Origin of the sequence: Kribbella pratensis (assembly GCF_004366075.1) — a bacterium.
Classification (GTDB): domain Bacteria; phylum Actinomycetota; class Actinomycetes; order Propionibacteriales; family Kribbellaceae; genus Kribbella; species Kribbella pratensis.
In genome coordinates this window covers 445,761-463,195 of the sequence record NZ_SODU01000005.1, presented here as the reverse complement: position 1 = coordinate 463,195, position 17,435 = coordinate 445,761, and the positions used below count along the sequence as shown (strand labels likewise).

General features: G+C 68.0%; 13 protein-coding genes. 7 read left to right on the top strand and 6 right to left on the bottom strand.

The features are described 5' to 3' along the window. Positions 1–59: 59 nt before the first annotated feature. On the top strand, positions 60–2,126 hold the full coding sequence (locus EV137_RS41895; RefSeq protein ID WP_134133139.1) for an HNH endonuclease signature motif containing protein: 2,067 nt from the start codon (positions 60–62) through the stop codon (positions 2,124–2,126). 625 nt (positions 2,127–2,751) lie between these two features. Here the strand turns inward: EV137_RS41895 and EV137_RS38870 are convergent. Then, complete coding sequence (locus EV137_RS38870) at positions 2,752–3,129, bottom strand: winged helix-turn-helix transcriptional regulator (protein ID WP_134010714.1); 378 nt, start codon at positions 3,127–3,129, stop codon at positions 2,752–2,754. Between the two features lie 79 nt (positions 3,130–3,208). Here EV137_RS38870 and EV137_RS38865 point away from each other — a divergent pair, with 79 nt between their 5' ends. After that, positions 3,209–3,913, top strand: a complete 705-nt coding sequence (locus EV137_RS38865) for an SDR family oxidoreductase (RefSeq protein WP_134133137.1) — start codon at positions 3,209–3,211, stop codon at positions 3,911–3,913. Between the two features lie 15 nt (positions 3,914–3,928). Here EV137_RS38865 and EV137_RS38860 read toward each other — a convergent pair whose 3' ends face one another. Genes EV137_RS38860 through EV137_RS38840 form a run of 5 tightly spaced genes read right to left on the bottom strand, consistent with a single transcriptional unit; the run spans position 3,929 to position 11,486 of the window. Further along, entirely contained in the window at positions 3,929–4,393 is a 465-nt protein-coding gene (locus tag EV137_RS38860; protein ID WP_134133136.1) for an HIT family protein, read from the bottom strand. Positions 4,394–4,395: 2 nt separating this feature from the next. Beyond that, positions 4,396–7,146: a glycosyl hydrolase family 95 catalytic domain-containing protein gene (locus EV137_RS38855; protein ID WP_134133134.1), complete on the bottom strand. Its 2,751-nt coding sequence runs from the start codon at positions 7,144–7,146 to the stop codon at positions 4,396–4,398. Beyond that, on the bottom strand, positions 7,143–9,575 hold the full coding sequence (locus tag EV137_RS38850; RefSeq protein WP_134133133.1) for a glycoside hydrolase family 95 protein: 2,433 nt from the start codon (positions 9,573–9,575) through the stop codon (positions 7,143–7,145). The genes EV137_RS38855 and EV137_RS38850 overlap by 4 nt, the downstream gene beginning before the upstream one ends. After that, on the bottom strand, positions 9,572–10,366 hold the full coding sequence (locus EV137_RS38845; RefSeq protein ID WP_134133131.1) for an amidohydrolase family protein: 795 nt from the start codon (positions 10,364–10,366) through the stop codon (positions 9,572–9,574). The genes EV137_RS38850 and EV137_RS38845 overlap by 4 nt, the downstream gene beginning before the upstream one ends. Then, positions 10,359–11,486, bottom strand: a complete 1,128-nt coding sequence (locus EV137_RS38840; RefSeq protein WP_134010725.1) for an FCD domain-containing protein — start codon at positions 11,484–11,486, stop codon at positions 10,359–10,361. Before EV137_RS38840 ends, EV137_RS38845 begins: the two co-directional genes overlap by 8 nt. Before the next feature lie 177 nt (positions 11,487–11,663). On the opposite strand from EV137_RS38840, the gene EV137_RS38835 reads away from it, so the two are divergent. Genes EV137_RS38835 through EV137_RS38815 form a run of 5 tightly spaced genes read left to right on the top strand, consistent with a single transcriptional unit; the run spans position 11,664 to position 17,421 of the window. Beyond that, complete coding sequence (locus tag EV137_RS38835; protein WP_166680141.1) at positions 11,664–12,941, top strand: ABC transporter substrate-binding protein; 1,278 nt, start codon at positions 11,664–11,666, stop codon at positions 12,939–12,941. A gap of 35 nt (positions 12,942–12,976) precedes the next feature. Further along, the gene (locus tag EV137_RS38830) at positions 12,977–13,819 is read left to right on the top strand and encodes a carbohydrate ABC transporter permease (RefSeq protein WP_134133128.1); all 843 of its coding nucleotides are present in this window, start codon (positions 12,977–12,979) and stop codon (positions 13,817–13,819) included. After that, positions 13,816–14,694: a carbohydrate ABC transporter permease gene (locus tag EV137_RS38825; protein ID WP_134133127.1), complete on the top strand. Its 879-nt coding sequence runs from the start codon at positions 13,816–13,818 to the stop codon at positions 14,692–14,694. The genes EV137_RS38830 and EV137_RS38825 overlap by 4 nt, the downstream gene beginning before the upstream one ends. Beyond that, positions 14,691–16,607, top strand: coding sequence for a DUF8034 domain-containing protein (locus tag EV137_RS38820; protein WP_134133126.1), 1,917 nt, complete (start codon positions 14,691–14,693; stop codon positions 16,605–16,607). The genes EV137_RS38825 and EV137_RS38820 overlap by 4 nt, the downstream gene beginning before the upstream one ends. 19 nt (positions 16,608–16,626) lie before the next feature. Next, positions 16,627–17,421, top strand: a complete 795-nt coding sequence (locus EV137_RS38815) for an RraA family protein (RefSeq protein ID WP_134010735.1) — start codon at positions 16,627–16,629, stop codon at positions 17,419–17,421. The last annotated feature ends 14 nt before the right edge of the window (positions 17,422–17,435 follow it).

The window sequence follows — 17,435 nt, the reverse complement described above, 5'->3', positions numbered from 1 at the left end:
TTGAAAATAAGGGGATCTGGCTTTGAAAACTGTCGGTGGCGGTGTCTAGGCTTTGCTACATGGACAAGCCGGCCGACTTGATGAGCGACGCGGAACTGGCGCGTGCTCTCGATATGGACAAGCCGGTGGAGTTGATGAGCGATGCGGAGCTGGCGCGTGCTCTCGACCAGGCCGATGCCGAGTTGGCGCTGCTCGAGACGCGCCGGTTGCGGCTGGTCGCGGCGATGGACACTTCCGGGTATGCCGAACGGGTCGGTGCGCGTGACATGGTGCAGTACCTGGAGTTCCGCTACCGCCTGGACCACTCCCGCGCCTTCCGCGACGTCCGGCTGGCCCGCGCACTCCCCAAATACCCGGCCGTCACCGCCGCCCTCCCCGATGTGGCCGATGTGGCAGACGACCGGGACGGGGAGATTCCTGAGGTGGTGTTGCGGCCGGCACAAGCCGAAGCAATCATCACCGCCCTCGAAAAAGTCCCGACAACCGTCCCGGTGGCCGATCTGGAGTTCGCCGAACAAGAACTGGTCCGCCTCGCCCGGCACCTGTGTCCGACCGACCTGCGCAAGGCCGCCGAACAATCCCGCGACATCCTCGACACCGACGGCCCCGAACCCGAAGAACACAAGGCCGCCGCCCGCGAAACCTTGACCTTGACGACCGCTGACCGCGGCGTGAAGTTCAAGGGCTACCTTGCCAACGAGAACGCCGAACTGTTCCGCACCCTGATCGTCACCGGCGCCCGCGCCCACAAAACCGTCGATGGCGAGCGAGACCCCCGCTCCCGCGAAAAACGCCAAGCCGACGCCCTCACCACCACCCTCACCCTCGCCGCCACCGCCCTCGACGCCGGCATCCCCTCACCCACCATGCCCCGCCCCACCAGCAAACCAGCCAGCTCCACAGACGCTGGTTCTACGGCGGAGGCAACGGCCGATGCGGCAGGCGGCTCAGTTGGTGGCTCGGACGGTGGAGCCGGTCGGTGCGGCGGTGTGGGTGGTGACGTGGTACCTGGGTTCGGGGCGAAGGCGAACCTGACCGTCACGATCGACCTGGAAGACCTGAAGGCAGCCACCGCGGACGCGATCGGGCACACCGTCTACAGCAACGGACTGTCCGCGGCCACCATCCGCCGCCTTGCCTGCGACGCCAACGTCATCCCGATCGTGCTCGGCTCCAACTCCGAACCCCTCGACGTCGGCCGCCGCGAACGCCTCGTCACCAAAGCCCTCCGCCGCGCCCTCAACACCCGCGACCGCGGCTGCGTCATCTGCAACGCGCCACCGGTCATGTGCGACGCACATCATCTGATCTCCTGGATCGACGGCGGCCACACCAAGCTCGACAACCTCGCCCTGGTCTGCCGCCGCGACCACACCGACCTCCACCACGGCCACTGGACCATCACCATCACCAACGGCCAAGTCCACGTCACCAGACCCACCTGGGCCGACCCACCACCCCGCCACCCACACAAACCACCAGCCGACGCATCCGGAGCACCCAAGCCACCGGGTGAACACCCCAGGCCCTCGGCTCCATCGAACGACCCATCCCGGGCAAACGAGTCGCCGGGTGATCACCCCACGCCCTCGGGCCCACCCGATGACCCATCCCGGGCACACGAACCAACGGGCGAACACCCCACGCCCTCAGGCCCATCGGACGACGCCTCCCGGGCACACCAACCACCGGCTGACGCACCCCGGTTGCCCGGGCCGCCGCGCGAGCACCGCACGCCCTCGGGCCCATCGGAGGCCGCCTTCCGAGCGCACGAGCCGCCGGGTGATCGCCCCACGCCCGCGGGCCCACTCGATGACCCATCCCGGGCGCACAAACCAACGGGTGACGCACCCCGGCCACCCCAGCCACCGCGCGAGCACCCCTCGCCCTCGGCGCCATCGGACGGCGAGCCGACGCCCGCCGGCAACTCAAAGCCTCGAATCTCAAGCCCACAAGACGATCCCTGGGGTGACACCGCCGCGCCCGCGGCCACCGGGTCGGGTGTGAGACCGAGCCGCTGGCACGCCGACGAGTCGACCCGCGCGGAAGCGGCCCGGTTCGCGGTGTGGGGTGAGCGCGCCACCGACGACGCCGACACCGGCCCGCCCTCCTTCGCCACGATCTGAACGGGACCAGGACGAGGCCGGCCTGCAAGGAGTTGCCATCGGGTCTGCACGGTCCGCGGGCAGACTGGCAACCCCGCCGGGCATGCCTCTGTCCGCACAGCAGCCGGACGGCGAACCCGCGCCCACCGGCAACCCAAGGCTCCAAGTCTCAACCCCACAAGACGATCCGTGGGGGCGGGAAACCGCCGCGCCCGCAGCCGCCGGATGGGGTGTGAGGCCAAGTCAGTGGCGCGCAGTCGGCCGACGCGATGGCGCGTACGGCGATCCAGCTGACAGGTCGATGAGGTGACGCGGGCGGAGGCGGCCCGGTTCGCGGTCCGGGGTGAGCGCGCCACCGATGAGCCCGGCTCCGGCCCGACCTCCTTCGACATGATCTGATCCCAGCGGATCTCCGCGATCCTTCGCCTGCCGCGCTAGCGGCGCACACCTGCGTCATCAACTCGTGCGCAGCATGCGGCCGGGTGCGGCTGGTCGCCGGTCTTGGACCGGAGGAAGGGTTTGCGATCGGCGATCCACACGCTGATTCAGCCGCGGACGTCAGCTCGAGTTGGGTGATGCTTCGTTAGGCGCAGCGGCGGGCCAGCGTTGACCGGGTTGAGTCGGGCGGCCAGCCTGGCTCGTGCATTCACACTGTGTCGGCGTACGTCTGGTGCTCGTGGCGGGCTCGGGCGGCTTCGATGTCGGGGACGTGTTGTTCGGCCCAGACTCGTACGGCGCGGAGTGGGACGAGGAGGGATCGTCCTAGGGGTGTCAGGGCGTATTCGACACGTGGCGGGTTCTCGGCATGCTCGTGCCGGCTGATCAGGCCGTCGGCTTCGAGGGAGCGCAGCGTCTCGGTCAGGACCTTCGGGGTGATGCCCTGGATGTGTGCCTTCAGGTCGGTGAAGCGGCGCGGGCCGTCAGCGAGGGCGTTGACGACGAACACGGTCCAACGGGCGCCGATGCGGTGGAGCACGGTTCGGCTCGGACAGGTTGCCGCCATCACGTTGTACGCCTTGCCCATGGGTGCTCCCAGTTCCGTTGAAGATACCGGTATCAAATCCATACCGTGGGTCCGATCCTACGAGAGGGAGTGACGAAAAGTGGAGCGGATCCTGGTCATCGGCGGTGCACGGGCGCTGGGAGCGGCCATCGCGCGGCGTGCGGTGAAGGACGGGTACGAAGTGGTGATCGGTGCGCGTGATCTGGCTGCCGCCGAGGCGCAGGCGGCGGAGATCGGCGCGACCACGGTGCGCATCGATCTGCAGGACGAGGCGACGATCGCGGCAGCGGCCGGGCGGTTTGCGGAGGGGATCGACCACATCGTGTCGACCGGTTCGGCGCCGCACGATGTTCGGGCTGTTGAGTTGGATCATGACAAGCTGGTCGCTGCGTTCACGGCGAAGGTGATCGGGCCGATGCTGGTCGCCAAGCACTTCGCGCCGGTACTGCGGCCGAGCGGGTCGATCGTGTTGTTCTCCGGGGTCGTCGGGTGGCGGCCGGGATGGGGCTCGCTGGTCAAGGGAGTGACCAATGGTGCGGTCGAGTACGTCGCTCGCCACCTCGCGGCGGACCTCGCCCCGGTACGGGTCAATGCCATCTCGCCCGGGGTCGTCGACTCGGGTGCCTGGGATCGGTTGGGCGACAGCAAGGTCGGCTTGCTGAGCAAGAGTGCCGCTGGAACGCTGGTTGGACGGTACGGCGAGTCCGACGACGTCGTCGACACGGTGATGTGGCTGCTCCGTGCGGGGTTCATCTCCGGCGAGACAATCCACCTCGAGGGCGGTGCCCGCCACAAGACCTCCTGACGACACGCGAGCCCGTCAGTTGCCGAGGAACGCGCGGAGGCGGTGGATGTAGGGGGCTCGTTGGGCGGGGGTGGCGGGGGTTTCCAGGTGGCGTGTGTTGTAGAGGTTGTCGTCGGGGTAACGGGGGAAGACGTGGACGTGGTAGTGCCAGGCGTCCTGGTAGCCGGCGGGTTCGTTGTGTTGGCGGGTGGAGATCCCTTCGCAGTCGTTGTAGGTGGTGCGGATCGCGATGGCGATTTCGCGGACTACGTCGTGGACGGCGTGCCCGGATTCCGGGGGCAGGTCGTACAGGTTCTCGTGGTGGGCGGTCGGGACCACGAGGACGTGGCCCTTGTTGTTGGGCCACCAGCGGGAGGCTACGAAGGCGAGGGCGTGCTCACGGCGCAGCACTATGTCGTGCTGCGCCGTGAGGTGGTCTTTGCGGCCGGCGGCTAGTCGGCAGAAGGGGCAGTCGTAGCCGTCGGGTGCGTGGTTGAACATGCTCAGCGTGGTACCACAAACGTGACGTAGGTGGAGTTCCCCTTGCCGGACACGCCGGAGTTCGGGCCTAGGGACAGCTGCCCGGCGGGTACGTCGCGTTTGAAGAGGACCAGACGCTGATCCGTCGTGCCGACCGTCTCACCAGTGCGAGTGAACGAGGACAGCCACGACGGCCACCACACGTTCTCGCCACGGGGATCGAAGGCGACGTACACGGTCGCCGGCCGAGTCAAATTCAGCGTCAGGTAGTCAGGTGGTGTCGTCGCCTTGGAGTCGTCGTTGGAGCCCTGTACCAAGGCCTGACCGTTCAACGCCCCAGGCAGCTCAGTGACCGTGTAGCTGCGATCCACATAGATCGGTGCACCGACCTGAGCCTTGACGAGGTTGGTCAGCTTCTCCGGCGACTGCACCGACACCAGGTCGCTCAGCAGCGGCGGCTCGCTCCGCGTGATGCCCAGCACCCGGTTGCCGACCGTCTTGACTGCAGACGCAGGCTGACCGGCCAGCGGGGCGAACGTCAAGGACGACAGCGGTACGGCGACGCGCTCAAGCGTGTACGACGTACCAGGAGCCGTCTGCAGGGTCACGAGGTCGGCAGGAGTCCCACCGACGACAACGCGTCCATGAGAGTCGACCACGCGGACCTGCTGACCCGGCCACGGGTTGCGCAGCTTCAACGTGTCGCGGCTGCCGGCCTGGATGCCGACCACGGTCGGTACGCCGTCATGCACCTCGGTGCTGATCCGGTGCCCGCCCTCGATCTGGACTGACCCAGCGACGTCCCAATCACGTGGCCATGCGGGCGCGACGTGCACAATCCCGTCGTACGACTGGACCAGGGCTTCCTGCAGGCCGGTGGTGAGTACGCCGCCCCACTCGTTGTAGAAGCTGCGGTTCCGGACCGCTTCCTGGCCGGTGCGGTGCACGGTGAAGCCGTTCGGGTAGATCTGGAAGTCCGCGATCCCCTTCAGCAGCAGGCGTTTCACCTCGTCCGAGAGCCCGAGCCGGGCCGCCCAGGTGGAGTCCATGCCCCAGTCCTTGTCCTGCGGATACACCCGTTGCCGGTACGTCGCCTGCATCAGCTCGGACGTCTCGTCGAACACGCCCCACGGCCAGAGCGCCTCCATCTCCGGGTTCTGCGTGTTGTGCGACTCCTCGTCGGTGCCGGACCACGCCAGCACCTCCTCGCCGCCACGCTGCACGGTCCGGAACGGCGGCAGCTTGCCCACAGCGTCCCGCAACTGCTTGGCCAATGCTGTGTCGCCACGCGACGTCGCAAGGTCGGCGACGAGCGGGAAGATGACCCGCATCGCGGCCAGGTCCGGCACTGGGTCGCTGGTGTCCCACTGCACCTCAAGAGCATTCACGTGCTCCAGGTGCAGGTAGCCGTCCGCACCAGTGGTCATGGCGGACAGGTAGAACCGCGCCACGTCCCGCATCAGCGGATAGCTCCGATTCAGCAGGGCCGTGTCACCGGTGTACCGGTGCTGCTGCCAGATGTTGTTCACCAGCTCCGGCCCACTGGTCAGGATGCGCCGTGTCCAGCTGGGCTCCTGCATGTTGTCGCAGCCGTCGCCTGTGCCGTCGTACCGCATGAACTCCGGCAGGCAGAGGCCCTCGCCGCCTTTCCAGTGTGTGCGCGTCCACTCGCGCATCAGCTCGGCACGGTCCAGGTAGAACTTGAAGTACGGCGAGTTGAGCTCGCCGATGCCCGCGCCGAGGTTCGCGGACACCAGCATCCGTAGGTTGAAGTGCCAGTACGAGTCCTGGGCCCAGTCCGCCTGGTCTCCCGAGGACGAGAACATCCGCACCACCGCACCATGCGTGCTCGGTACGTCGCCGCGCATCGACGCGGCCATCGTGTACAGCTGCAACGTCCGCAGGTTCTCGACGTACTCACCGGACCCGTCCGCCGACGTGATCCGCATCGGCGCCGCCTTGTCCCAGAACGCGTGCCACCAGTCGAGGTGATGACTGGGCGACTCGACAACGGCACGTCGCGCGGCTGTCCGTAGTTCTCCGCCGCGGTACGACGGTACGCCGACCACGAGCCGGAAACTGCCGTCCGCACGCGGCCGGAACGTCAGCCGCACCGTCAGCGGGTCCACCACCGACGCGGTGACGCCCTGGGCCTGTGCGGTCAGTGCGGCAACTGCACCGGTGATGCTGCCGGACGCCTCGTCGTGGAACGTCTCCGCGAGCGCAGCAACCCCACCATTTGCGCTGACGGCCGGGGTACGGCCGGCCCATAGCTTCAGATCAGCGGTCTGCACCTGCGATGGGTCCGCACCAGTCACCTCCAGAACGAACTGGTCCGCGTCAGCACGCACGTAGGAGCGTGCAGTGAGACCGCCACCGCTCTGTACGACCTGACCGTCGTACAGCGCCAGCCGTCCGCTGTAGTCGTCAGCACGCATCAGAGAGCCCAGACCGGGTACGACGAGACGCCCGGCGGACTTGAGGTCCGGGAACGTGTCCACGCGGTTGAGCTGTGCGCTGTAGCCCTTCTCGGCCCAGACCGAAGCACCGAGCACACCGTTTCCCAGCGGCATCGCCTGATACGAACGCCACGCAGGGCCCTCCTGGACGAGGTCGGACCGTGACACCAGCCCTGCCGTGTCGCCCTGCAGCGCACCGTCGCGCCAGGCGGTCGTCCCCTGCTCAGGAGGCGTACTACTGGCAGGCGGCACAGCGGTGGCGCCCACAGTGAGCAGCGCGGCCAGCAACGGCAGCGTCAATCGAAGAGCCGTCACGGGCGCACCTCGATGAAGTAGTCGACACCCGGGCGAGTGCGGAACTCCACGACGCCGTCCTCCGGGCGGGCGAACGCCACCGGGCCGATGGACGACTTGACATCCACCGAAGCGCCGGTCCGCAGCCGTAGCCGGTTGCCGAGCAGCGACCGAACCGTTGCCTTGGTCAACTTCCCGCCGGACCACGAGAACTCGAGGTCGAAGCCGCCGCGGGCGCGCATACCCCGGACGGTCCCGGTCGGGAACGCCGTCGGCAGGCAGGGGAGTAGCGCGACTTCGCCGGAGTGGCTCTGCATGATCATCTCGGTGATCCCGGAGACACCGCCGAAGTTTCCGTCGATCTGGAACGGCGGGTGCAGGTCGAACATGTTCGGCGCGGTACGTCCGGGGCCCAGCAGCTGCGTCAGGTGCTTGTACGCGTTGTCCGGCTCGAGCAGCCGGGCCCGGAGGTTGAGCTTCCACGCCAGCGACCACCCTGCGGTCACAGCCGGGCCGCGCAGCTCCAGCGACTTGCGGGCAGCGTCGGCGAGTTCCGGCGTACTGCGTGGGGTCACCTGGTCGCTGGGGAAGACTGCCCACAGGTGTGAGACATGTCGACTCGTCTCCAGAGCGGCCTCCTCCCAGTCGATCAGCCACTCCTGGATCTGGCCGAGGTACCCGATCTGGATCGGTGCCAGCTTCGACCGCGCGTCCGCGGCGGCAGCGGCCATCGCGCTGTCGACACCAAGCACTGCGGTCGCCTGCCCGAACACCTTGAACAGGTCGTGCAGAATCTCGGTGTCCATCGTCGGCCCCGCGCACATGCTCACGCCGACGTTGTCGTAGTCGTGGTGCTTGACCTCGGGGGAGTGCGACGGGCTGGTCACCAGCCAGCCCGTCTTGGCGTCGGTCTGCAGCTGGTCGAGGAAGAACTCCACGGAGCCGCGCAGGACCGGGTAGTACTTCCGCAGCATGTCGAGGTCGCCGGTGTACTCGTACCGCTCCCAGAACAGCAGCGACAGCCACGCACCGCCGGTCGGCCAGACCCCGTAGTACGCGAAGTCGACCGGTGCGGTCCCGCGCCATCCGTCCGTGTTGTGGTGCGCCACCCAGCCAGGTGCGTCGTACATGGTGGCCGCAGTACGGGCGCCGGACTCGGACAGCTCGCTGATCATCTGGAACATCGGGTCCCAGCACTCCGCCAGGTTGGCCGGTCCGGCCGGCCAGTAGTTCATCTCGGCGTTGATGTTCAGCGTGAACTTGGACTGCCACTCGGGCAGCATCTTGTAGCTCCAGATGCCCTGCAGGTTCGCAGGCTGGCCCGGGGTGCGGGAGCTGGAGATCAGCAGGTACCGGCCGAACTGGTAGTACAGCGCGGCCAGTTGCGGATCGCCGCCGTTGCGGAACGCCATGATCCGCTGGTCGGTCGGCAGCGCGATCGAGTCCGACGTACCGAGGTCGATATCGAGGCGCCCGAAGAGCCGCTGGTAGTCCTCGACGTGCTGGTGCCGCAGGGCGCCGTACGCCGGGCGTCCGACCGCGGCCAGTGGCGCTACGGCGCGAGCGATCTGGTCCGCGCTGACGTCGAGGTAGTTGCGGTAGCTGGTGCCGACCGAGAACAGCAGCGTGACCTCGTCAGCGCCGGCGACCGAGAGTTTGCCGTCAGCAACCGTCGTACTGCCGCCCTCGGTGAAAGCGCGGAGCAGCGCGCAGAACTTGACCGAACCGGTCAGGCCCTCGGCGTCGCCGCTGATCCCGTTGAGCGCGAGCGTCTGCTTGTCGTACGCCGATGGTGTCGCGGCCTGCTCCGTGCTGTACGTCGCGTCGAACGTGAGCGCCCCGCGCTGGCTGGCAGTCAGCCGCATCACCAGCACCTGTGCGGGATGGCTGACGAACACCTCCCGCGTGTAGCGCACGCCCGCGTGCTCGTAGCTGACCGACGTGATCGCCGTGGTCAGGTCCAGCTCTCGCCGGTACGCCGTGACCGCGGTGGCGTCGATGCCCGGAAAGGCCAGCGAAAGGTAGCCGACCGGCTGGTACTGCATCTGCTCGTGCGGGAGACCCATGAAGTGCGCATCGGCGAGGTTCTGCGCGTCGAGGTACTTCTCCTCGGCGATCAGCCGACGGATCTCCGGGAGGACGTCCTTGCCGACCGGGTCATCGTACTGGTGTGGACCACCGGCCCAGATCGAGTCCTCGTTCAGTTGCAGCTGCTCGGTCGCGGTGCCGCCGTACACCATGGCGCCGAGGCGCCCGTTGCCGATGGCAAGTGCCTGCAGCCACTCGGTGGCGGGCTGGGTGTACCAGAGTTTGAGCGGGTTGGTGTCACTGCCGGGCGGTGAGCTGACGGCTCCGGCAGTCAGGGGGTTGGTGAGCGAGCCGGCGACAACTGCGGTGCCGGCCGCGGCGCCGGCGGTCCGCAGGACCTGGCGGCGGGTGTACTGGGTCATGGGGCGGTCTCCCTGGAGCGGTAGATGCGCTGGGCGGTGCCACGGAACACGTCGTTGTGCGTGGCAGGTGGCAGCAGTGCGGTGGTACGGCGGATCACCTCGGCGCGGGTGGCGGCCAGCGTGCACACGGGCCAGTCCGAGCCGAACAGCAACCGTTCACTGCCGAAGAGTTCGAGGGCGACGTCGACCAGCGTGCGGAGGTCGTCGGTCGCGAGGTGGGCGGTGCCGGAGAGCTTGACGGTCACGTTCGGGCACTCGGCGAGTGCCTGCATTCCGGACCGCCACTCGGCGGTGGCAGCTGTCGGGTTGCCGAGGTGGTCGAGCACGAGACGGGCGTCCGGTACGGCGGAAGCCAGCCGGGCGGCGCCGATCAGGGCGGAGGGGCGGAGCAGGAGGTCGATGGCGAGGCCGGCGTCGGCGGCGGCCCGCACGCCGCGCAGGTGCGCGGGAGCTGTCAGCAGGTCAGGGTCGGTCTGGTCGATGGGTGGACTGCGCACGCCGACAAGAAGCGGGTCGTCCGGCAGCCGGTCCGGGAAGTCGAGCAGGTCGAACCAGCCGACCACACCAACCACAGCCGCGTTCTCCTGAGCCAGAGCCAGCAGGTCATCCACCTCAGCTGGGTCGGCATCGGCCTGCACCAGCACAAGGTCGGAGCGATCGGACGGGCCGGGGAGGTCGGAGAGGTGGGGCAGGTCGGGGAGGGTGAAGTTGCGGCGGAGGGGGTGGTCGGGAGCCAGCCAGGGAAGCCGGCGGCGGGTCAGGTCCCAGACGTGGACGTGGGCGTCAATCATGGTGGCCGGCTGGTCTGGTGATCGAGCTCTCGCCGCGGGCGTGGGCGGCGAAGAGACGGGCGGAGTCCTCGGGGTCGGTGCCGGCGAGTACCTCGATCAGGTCCAGGTGGCGGCGCGCCATCAGGCCCCAGTCGCCGGCGTACATCGCGTTCGACACCACCTGCAGGCTCCACAGCGCCGGCTCCAGGGTCCGCCACACGCGCAGCAGCATCGAGTTGCCGCTGGTCGCCAGCACCTGCCGGTGGAACCGCAGGTCAGCCTCGCGGAACGCGCCGATGTCGTGATGGCCGGCCGCCTCGATCATCCGCTGCACCTCGATCCGGAGCAGGTCGAGTTCCTCCGGTGGCGCGTGGCCGGTCGCCCGGCGCGCTGCCGCGGACTCGAGCAGTACGCGGACCTCCCGCGCCTCGCGGGCCTCGACCTGCGAGATCTCGGTGACGAAGTTCCCCAGCCGCGGGCGGTACGTGACGAGTCCCTCGTGCGCCAACCGGCGTACCGCTTCCCGGGCCGGGGTCTGGCTGGTGCCGAGCACCCGGGCGATCTCGGACTCGACCACGCGCATCCCGGGCGCCAGCTCGCCGGACAGTATCCAGCCGCGGATCGCCTCGTACACCCGGTCGGACAGCAACTCTGTGTCACTTGGCGGCGGTGGGGCGGGATGGCTGGTCGCCACAACAGTTCCAGCACCGGAGCGGTAGTGCTGGATCTCCTCCCGGCGCCGCCGCGAGACCGTCGACTGCGAGACGCCGTACGCCGCGGCCAGCTCGCGGGTCGAGGGGCGATGTCCGGAATCGGCCATCGATGTTGGCGCACCTGTTATCGACGCCGCGCCCAATTGCACCCGGTCGACCATCCGCGGCCGTCCGCTGCGCATCCCGTCGTCGAGGCCGGCCATGCCCATCCGGAGGAACCTCCGGCGCCACTTGCCGACCGTGCCCGGGGTGACCTCGAGCAGGTCCGCGACCGCCTTGTTCGAGCGTCCCTCGGCGCTGGCCAGCACGATCCGCGCCCGCAGCCGCATCGCGGCACTGGTCCGCGGGGCGGCCGCGAGCTGGCTGAGCGCAGTCCGCTCGGGCACCGACAGGGTCAGCGGCGACTTCGGTCTTCCGGCATCGGGCATGGCTGCATGGTGACCCGGTTCACAGCGTTCTGCCAACCCTATATGGCACGGACTTCTGACTCAGAACGTCCACTTTGCCGTTTAAACGTTGACACTTCAGCGCTGCGCTCTGCATCGTCACTCGATAACGACGCCCGGCCGCCCCCGACGCCGGGACGATCCGAGGAGGACCCGGAAATGGCTCGTTCGGCACGCAAACCAGGGCGCACGCTCGGCCTGCTGACATCCGTTGTGATCCTGGTGGGCGCGGCGGGCTGCGGTGGCGGCTTCAGTGACGACAAGGGTGCTGCTGGTGACAGCACCGGCGAAGTGCGGATGCTGGTCAACATCACCCCCAACCTGACCAAGAGTTACTGGGAGGGCCTGGTCAAGCCCTTCGAGGACGCCAACCCTGGCGTCGACGTGAAGATCGAGGCGCCGACGGGTTCGGGCGTCAAGGACACGCTGCCGCAGCTGCTGGCGGCCGGCAACGCGCCGGATGTCGTCGAGACGCTGATGGCCGACAAGGTGCTGGCGCCGCAGATGCTCGACCTGACCGACCAGGCGTGGACCAAGGACACCCCGCTGGTGGAGCAGGCCTCGCTGGACGGAAAGGTGTACACGGTCGGTGTCGGCCAGCAGGCGCAGTCGCTGGTGTTCTACAACAAGGACGCCTTCGCGAAGGCCGGCATCAGCGCTCCGCCGAAGGACCTGGACGAGCTGACCGCGGCCATGGGCAAGCTCAAGGCGGCCGGATACCTGCCGCTGCAGACCGCCGGCGACTACGTGACCGGTCTGCAGCTGCTGCAGCTCAGCGACCCGTCGATCGCCACCAAGTACCCGGACTGGTACCAGCAGATCAGCTCCAAGCAGGCCAAGGTCGGCGAGACGATGCTGCCGCTGCTGGAGCGCTACGAGTCCTGGATCAAGAACGGCTACGTCGACAAGAACGCGCTCGGCCTGAAGGACGTCGGCGCGCAGACCAACTTCCTGTCCGGCAAGGCCGGCATGTACATCATGGGCAGCTGGTTCGTCCGCACGGCCGACGACGCCAAGCCGAAGTTCGACCTCGGTGTGTTCGCCGCACCGACCGACAAGGGGCAGCCGTCGCCGGGTCCGCAGGGTGTCACGATGGCCGCGCCGTACATGGTCCTGAAGTCGACCAAGCAGCGTGACCTCTCGGTGAAGCTGGTGCAGTGGCTGGTCACGGACAAGACCGCCGTCCAGAGCCAGCTCGCGCAGGACGGCAACTTCCGCAAGGGCTACACCGACAAGCTGTCGCCGCTCGGCAAGCAGGTGCAGGAGATCCTCGACCAGGCGCCGAAGCACGTCGCCCAGGGTGAGGGGTACGGCGCCAACACGCTGCCGCAGGGCTTCAACGGCGAATGGAACAAGGCAGTCCAGAGCCTCTACACGGGGAAGAGTGCGAAGGACGTCGCTACCCGCATCGACAGCTGGATGGGCTCGAAGTCGTGAGGGCCCGCCTGACGACAAATCTGACGACCCTCAGTATGGTCGGCCCGGCGCTGGTGCTGTTCGTCGTCATGCTGGTCGTCCCGGTCGGTCTGTCGCTCTACCTCAGCCTGACCGACTGGGACGGCTACAGCGCGAACCCGGCGTTCGTCGGCCTGAAGAACTACGTCAGCCTGACCCACAGCGCCGAGGCGATCCGGGCGGGCTGGGTGACGCTGCTGATCGCGGCTATCGGCACGGTCTTGCTCAGCGTGCTCGGACTCGGGTTCGCCCTGCTGGTGAACGGTGCGTCCCGGCTGAACGCGTTCTTCCGCATCGTGCTGTTCTACCCGCACGTGCTGAGCGCACTGGTCGTCGGCTTCCTGTGGAGCGCAGTGCTCGGTACGTCGGGTGTCGTCAACGGCTGGCTGACGTCGAAGGGCACCGAGGTACTGCCGTTCCTCTCCGACCCGAAATGGGCTCTCGCGAGTCTGATCGCCGTACTGGTGTGGGCCGGGTTCGGTGTGAACGTAGTGCTCTACCTGGCCGGGCTGCAGACGGTGTCGAAGGACCTGCTCGAGGCGGCGCGCATCGACGGTGCGTCGAAGCAGCAGACGTTCTTCAACGTCACACTGCCCGCCCTGGCACCTGTCGTGACGGTGAACCTCGTGCTGTCGCTGGTGACGTTGCTGAAGACGTACGACCTCGTGGTGTCGCTGACAGGAGGTGGCCCGGCTGGGTCCACGCAGACCGCGGCGTACCTGATCCTGTGGGACTCGTTCCACAACAACGCGCTCGGCTTCGGCTCGGCGCAGAGCGTCGTACTGATGGTCATCACCGCAGGTCTCGCTCTGACCGTCGCACGGCTGCGAGCACGCGCTGACCGAGGAGTGCAGGCATGAGCGCGCTCCGGATGCCACGGGTGGCCACTGTGCAGTTCAAACCCTTCAGAGCAAAGGGCTGGGGACGGGTCGCGTTCCTGGTCGTGACCAGTGTGCTGATGCTGGTGCCGATGTACCTGCTGATTGTCAGCGCGTTCAAGTCGCAGCAGGACATCCTGCAGCACCCGTTCTCGCTGTCGCCCGACCAACTCACCACGGAGTACCTGCGGAAGGCCGCGACGAACCCCGACTTCAACATCGGAAAGGGATACGCCGTCACGATCCTGTTCGTGGTGTCGGTGAACGTGCTGTCCGTCGCACTGGCCGGTCCGGTGTCGTACGTGATCGCGCGGCGCAGCGAACGCCGGTACCGGATGCTCCTGCTGCTGTTCGTCGCCGGGACCTTCATCCCCAGCCAGGTGCTGGTGATCCCGGTCGTCTACACGCTGAAGTTCCTTGGGCTGATGGGGACGATCCCCGGGTTCGTCCTGTTCGAGACCACGCTGACGCTGCCGTTCTCGATCTTCCTGTACGCCGGATACATCATGACGATCCCGGCCAGCCTGGACGAGGCGGCCGCGGTCGACGGGGCCGGCAAGCACCGGGTGTTCTGGTCGATCGTGTTCCCGCTGATGAAGCCGGCCGTGGTGACGATGGTCATCCTGAACACCTTCTCGGTGTGGAACGACTTCGTGAACCCACAGATCATCCTCGGCCCGGGCAGCGGTCTCTACACCGTGACGACCGGCGTGTACGCCGCGGTGAGCCAGTACTCCACCGACTACACGGTGGTGTTCCCGACGCTGCTGCTCGCAGTGGCTCCGTTGCTGGTGGTCTTCGTGCTGCTCCAGCGGCACGTGATCAGCGGCCTGACCGCGGGAGCGACCAAGGGATGAACGAACCAGTTGTCGCGGAGATACCGATCGGCTCGCCCCCCGCCTGGGCGATCATGCAGCGGCGCCTGTTCGACGTGATGGACGAAGGCTGGTGGCTGTTCCGCGAACGCTACTGCCTGCCCGACGGCAGCCTGCGGTACGCCGGCCCGGTGCAGAGCCGAGACGGTGCGGACGACTTCTACGAGGCGTTCGTGAACTGGCCGGTGCTGTACCAGCTCGGCGGCGCTGACGACCTGATCGACGTGTCGAAGTGGCACTGGGAAGGCGTCACCCGGCAGCTTACCGACCTGGGGTTCCTGGTCGACGAGTTCGAGCGCGGGTACGACTGGTTCCACCTCGGCGAGTCGATGATCTTCTTCTACTCGCTGTGCGCGGCCGACCCGACGGACGAGGTGTTCCGCGAGCGCGCGTACCGGTTCGCCGAGCTGTACCTCCCGGGATCGCCGGCGGCCAACTACGACCCGGTGACCCGGACGATCCGCGCCCCGCACAACGGCGCCGGCGGTCCGCGGTGGGGCATCAACGACGAGTGGCGGACATTCGGCGCCAACCAGGAGCGGATGCGGATCTTCGGGCTGCCGCTGTCCGGCGTACCCGGGATCAGCAGTTGGGACGATCTGAAGGACCCGGCGAACGCGGACCTCATGGGTGCGGAGATGATCCGCCGACTCGGTGCTGGTGACACCGCAGTCAACCTGGCCGCGACGACGCTGACCGCGAACGCCTGGCTGTACGACCACAGCGACCGGTTCGCCGCGTGGACGCTGGAGTACCTGGACGCGTGGGAGGAGCGCGCCAAGGCGAACGGCGGCCTGCTGCCCGACAACGTCGGCCCGAACGGCATCGTCGGCGAGCTTCACGACGGCCGCTGGTACGGCGGCAAGTACGGCTGGAACTGGCCGCACGGGGTTTACAGCGTCGGATCGGCCGCCTGCGTCGCGGCGTTGAACGGCGTCGTACTCACGGGTGACTCGAAGCGGCTGGACTTCGCACGGCAGCTACTGGACCACCTGTACGAACGGGGCATCAGCGGTGCGGTCGACGAGACCGACATGAGCATCCGGGACCGGTGGGAGGCCGAGCTGGGGGACGACTGCGCCAACCCGACCTTGCTGATCCCGAACCGGCACAGCGACGACGGGTGGTTCGACTACCAGCCGCCGCAGCTGGGACTGCCGATGTGGTTGTGGCAGGCATCTTTCGAGTCGAGTGACCGCGACCGGTTGAGCAAGCTGCGCGAGCGCAGCGGTTATGACTGGCGTACGGTCCGCGACTTCCGCAACAAGGAGGACGCCGGTCACGAGGCGCCCTGGCTCGCCTACTTGGCCGGAGACAACCCCGGCTACCCGGAGGCGATGCTGGGCGTCGCACTGTCCCAGGTGCAGCGCCGGATGGACCTGATGGCCGTCGACACCGTCGACCCGGCCGACATGAACATCCACCACTGGCAACGGCACAACCCGGTCGCCACCGAGGCGCTGCTGCAGCTGACCACAGGTACGCCGCAGCTGCTCTACAACGGCGGTCTGCTGCCACTGCGCGTCCTTTACCTGGACGCGGACCGCGGCCGTCCCGGTCTGCCACCTGATGTCGCCGCACTGGTCGACACAGTGGAGCCGGACCGGACAGGTCTGCAACTGGTCAACCTGTCCGCGACCCAGACCCGCAGGGTGATCGTTCAGGCCGGGAGCTTCGGCACCGACCGGATCGACGAGGCCACGGTGTCCACGGCCACAGGCGAGTACCCGGGGCCGTCACCGGCGTACACCTCGACCCCACCGACGCCCGGCAGCCGGACGGTCGTTGTCGACGGCAACAGACTCGAAGTGACGATGCCGCCGGGCCGGACCATCCGGCTGGATCTGCGGCTGACCAGAAACACCTATCGCGCCGCCCACCTGGCGCTTGCCTAATTCAGTACTGAGGAGACATATGAGCAGCACGGAACAAGCTCCGGTGACGCCTGTCTGGGACCTGCCGGTACGCGGCGACACCCCGCCGGCGCCGGATCCGGACCTGGTGTCGCGGTTGTCCGAGATCGGGTCGGCCACCGCCTGCGCCCGGTTGCACAACCAGGGCATCCGCCGGACCTTCGTCGACGGTCCGACCAGCATGTTCCCCGGCAAGAAGGTGGTCGGCCGCGCGCTGACCCTGCAGTTCATGCCACAGCGTGAGGACATCGCCGACGGCCAGACCCAGGAGTACATCGAGCGCAGTACGGCGCTGTGGGCCGTGCTCGACGAGATCCAGCCGGGTGACGTCCTGGTGGTCCAGGCGTACGGCAGCCACACCACCGGCTGCTTCGGCGACATGCTGGTCCGCTACTTCAAGCTCCGCGGCGGCGCCGGCATCGTCGTCGACGGCCGGATCCGCGACGTACCGCGGGTGTCGGAGCTCGACGTCCCGATCTGGTCCACCGGAGCCACCCCGCACTACGCGTCCCAGTCCGAGCTGTTCCCGTGGGCGTACAACGTCCCGGTGGCGGTCGGCGGCGTCCTCACGCTGCCGGGGGACCTGGTGCTCGCCGACGACGACGGTGCCGTCGTCGTACCCCGCCGGCGTGCCGAGTCCGTCGTCCAGGCGGCCGCCGAGCACGACGAGTGGGAGAAGTTCAGCCGGCGCCGGATCGACGAAGGCGCCCCGTTGCGTGACTACTACCCCCTGACCGAGAAGACCCGTCTCGAGTACGAGCGCTGGCGCAGCCGGAACGGCAACGCCGGCGACTGACCCTCCCTGAGAGA

Excerpts from the sequence above, each read along its gene's own strand:
- EV137_RS41895 (WP_134133139.1), top strand. The coding sequence starts at position 60 with ATGGACAAGCCGGCCGACTTGATGAGCGACGCGGAACTGGCGCGTGCT.
- EV137_RS38870 (WP_134010714.1), bottom strand. The coding sequence starts at position 3,129 with ATGGGCAAGGCGTACAACGTGATGGCGGCAACCTGTCCGAGCCGAACC.
- EV137_RS38860 (WP_134133136.1), bottom strand. The coding sequence starts at position 4,393 with ATGTTCAACCACGCACCCGACGGCTACGACTGCCCCTTCTGCCGACTA.
- EV137_RS38850 (WP_134133133.1), bottom strand. The coding sequence starts at position 9,575 with ATGACCCAGTACACCCGCCGCCAGGTCCTGCGGACCGCCGGCGCCGCG.
- EV137_RS38845 (WP_134133131.1), bottom strand. The coding sequence starts at position 10,366 with ATGATTGACGCCCACGTCCACGTCTGGGACCTGACCCGCCGCCGGCTT.
- EV137_RS38840 (WP_134010725.1), bottom strand. The coding sequence starts at position 11,486 with ATGCCCGATGCCGGAAGACCGAAGTCGCCGCTGACCCTGTCGGTGCCC.
- EV137_RS38835 (WP_166680141.1), top strand. The coding sequence starts at position 11,664 with ATGGCTCGTTCGGCACGCAAACCAGGGCGCACGCTCGGCCTGCTGACA.
- EV137_RS38830 (WP_134133128.1), top strand. The coding sequence starts at position 12,977 with ATGGTCGGCCCGGCGCTGGTGCTGTTCGTCGTCATGCTGGTCGTCCCG.
- EV137_RS38825 (WP_134133127.1), top strand. The coding sequence starts at position 13,816 with ATGAGCGCGCTCCGGATGCCACGGGTGGCCACTGTGCAGTTCAAACCC.
- EV137_RS38820 (WP_134133126.1), top strand. The coding sequence starts at position 14,691 with ATGAACGAACCAGTTGTCGCGGAGATACCGATCGGCTCGCCCCCCGCC.
- EV137_RS38815 (WP_134010735.1), top strand. The coding sequence starts at position 16,627 with ATGAGCAGCACGGAACAAGCTCCGGTGACGCCTGTCTGGGACCTGCCG.